The following is a 1,927-nucleotide window of genomic DNA, read 5'->3' as shown; positions in this document are numbered from 1 at the left end:
GCACTTGCGCCCAAAGTTGCTGAGTATTTGTATGGCAAAAAAAGCAGCGAACTGAATGCCGAGCAAAAAGAGACGGTCAGCAGCATTATGAGTTTTGCTGGTGCGGCAACGGGGGCGGCTGTTGGCGACACAACAACGAATGCGGTACAAGGCAGCCTGAATGCTGAGAGTGCGGTGGAGAATAATGCTTTTCTATTTGAAGAACGAGGTGCATTAGTTGAAGAATTAAGAAAATCCCCACAAAGCAAACATAATGAAATTATTGAAAAATATAGAAAATATGGCAAGGAAAAAGCTGAACAAGATTTTGCTTTGTGTTTAGGTAAAGGAGATAAATGCCATTTAGATGCCATTGAAAAGCTGAGAAATATTAATACACAATCAGAAGTATTTTTACGAAGCCTTGCTGTTGAATCTGAGATTAAATCGGCTGCATTATTAACTATTAAACTGAATAATGAAGAAATTTCATGGCATCAAAGCCAATTGTCTGTATGGGCAAATTCTTTAGATAAAGCCATTCAAATTTCTCCAGCACTCGTAGGAATAGGTACAATAGCTGGTAGTAAATTAATAACACCTAAAATAAAAACTGAAGTTAAAAATTATGGGCAAACACAAAAAACCATGTCGCCTGTTGATGGAGAGACGACTGGTAGTAATAAACCTATTAAACAACCTACAACACTAGTTTCTCCTGAAATGGAAAAGAAAATCCTATATGGGGAACGTACAGTAAATCAACAAGGAAATGTATCAAATAGAATTATTGGAGCTCATTCTGGAAATATTGATAATTCTCTACCTAATTATGCTGTAGAAACTATTTCACATAATCCAGATGGTACTAGAAATGTAAAATTAATACTACAATTTTCAGATGGCAATATCTCAAAAATTAAAGCTAGTACATTATTCCCATCAACATGGAGTGATAAAGAAGTAATTAATGCTGTTAAAAGTATAGGAAATACTATACCAGTTGCTTCAAGAGTATCAGATGGACATACTTTACATCAAGGATATATCAATGGTGTTGGGGTTGAAGTTATTAAACAAGGTAATAATGTAATTTCTGGTTATCCAGCTGGAAAACATGGATTTACAAATCCAACAACTTTTAAATGATTGGAAAAAAAATATGAACAATGTATTTCTCTATAACGAAATCCTTTCTCAATATAAAGGAGAATGCGACAACTATTGGAGTGATTTCTTAATAATTAAAGCAATAGAAAAAATTGATGACTTCTCTAACAATGATTGGGATTGTTTATTAATGGATTTATCTCATCAAAATAAAAATGAATTATGGTATTTGGCATTTTTTGATACTTTATCAGAAGTAGAAAATTATCAATATGCTTTAATTTGTTGCATTACAATCTTTCATAAGATGACACATTCTGTAAAAGTTGAAATCATCAATACTATTAATGCCATTTTAGCAAACCATAGCAACCAAGTAGATATTAACATAATCAATCAGATTAAAAATATAGCAAATTTATTTCAACCACAATCAGAATTAGAGAAAATTGTACTGAATTCTTTATACTTAAAATTAAATAAACAAACATAAGATAGCAAGCGTAGGGTGGGCAACTTGTTGCCCACGCAGTTTGGGTCGTTTTATCAATTTGATTTTGATGTGCCAATAATTCTGTTTCAGGCAGCCTTAAATACTTTTTCATTCAAATCACATACGTTACATTGAATTCTTCATGGTAAAAAGTAATCAAAAGCTGCCTGAAACAATCCCATTAAGTAAGCATTCCACTTAATGAATAAAACGCTCGTTTGCTAACCACTTGTTTAATAAAATTTACCCAATAGGAACAAAGCCATGAGCCAACTCCAAACCTATCCGAAACAACCCACGTCCATGCAAAGCAGTTATGCATTGGCAAGACGAGCCGAGCAAAAT

2 protein-coding genes are annotated in these 1,927 nt (G+C 33.2%); both read left to right on the top strand.

What is annotated here, in order from left to right; translation table 11 throughout:
• Positions 1–1,128, top strand: a 1,128-nt coding sequence (locus tag Q338_RS13930; RefSeq protein WP_211249462.1) for an EndoU domain-containing protein, incomplete at its 5' end; no start/stop codon positions are given.
• Positions 1,097–1,582, top strand: coding sequence for a hypothetical protein (locus Q338_RS12420; protein ID WP_034296038.1), 486 nt, complete (start codon positions 1,097–1,099; stop codon positions 1,580–1,582). The genes Q338_RS13930 and Q338_RS12420, both read left to right, overlap by 32 nt.
• Positions 1,583–1,927: the final 345 nt, after the last annotated feature.

Origin of the sequence: Alysiella crassa DSM 2578, from assembly GCF_000745955.1 — a bacterium.
GTDB lineage: Bacteria > Pseudomonadota > Gammaproteobacteria > Burkholderiales > Neisseriaceae > Simonsiella > Simonsiella crassa.
Note: the sequence above shows the minus strand (reverse complement) of the source record. Positions and strands in the feature narration are given on the sequence as shown.

Coding starts and splice junctions, on each gene's coding strand:
- Q338_RS12420 (WP_034296038.1), top strand. CDS start 1,097: ATGGATTTACAAATCCAACAACTTTTAAATGATTGGAAAAAAAATATG.